Origin of the sequence: Kocuria subflava (assembly GCF_012163155.1) — a bacterium.
GTDB classification, from domain to species: domain Bacteria; phylum Actinomycetota; class Actinomycetes; order Actinomycetales; family Micrococcaceae; genus Kocuria; species Kocuria subflava.
On the sequence record NZ_JAAVUN010000268.1, the window covers coordinates 1 to 507 of the forward strand.

Annotated in this window: 1 pseudogene; it reads right to left on the minus strand. The window is 66.1% G+C overall.

The annotated features are described in order from the left end of the window. Positions 1-113 precede the first annotated feature (113 nt). Positions 114-507 (minus strand): annotated as a pseudogene (locus tag GTW58_RS14130) (hypothetical protein); the annotation flags it as partial.

Here is a 507-nt window from a genome sequence, read left to right on the forward strand (position 1 = left end):
GGTAGAGGAGTTTTGCCACGGGGAAGACCTTTCGTGTGTGTCTTGCGGTGAATCAGGTTCTTGGATCGGGAGGCGGTGCAGGCCGCCGAGTGGTCCTGGGTGGCCAGGACGATTCAGGGGCCGAAGCCCCTTCGGAGGGAGTCCATGGCATGGCTGAGAAGGTCCTGCCAGAGCTTGCGGGTCTGGTCCGTCAGGTCGCCACCGGTGGCCGCGAACCAACGGTCCACGCACACGGTCATGGTGGTGATCAGGTACTCGCCCAGGAGGTGGGCCTCGAAGGGGTCGGCGTCGTCGACGCGGTTGTTGAGCAGCCCCACGATTTCCCGGTTCACGGAGTCCGTTGCCCGCAGCGCCACCAGCCCGAGTTCATCGGAGCCCTCGGCCGGAAGCTTCCGGGGGCGACGGGGCACACAGGTCGGAGAGTCCGGGGCAGAAGCTTCCGTCAAGGTGTTCGGCAGGAACGGGAAGACGGCCTGGCAGACGGTGCCGATCACGTCCAGCTGCGCT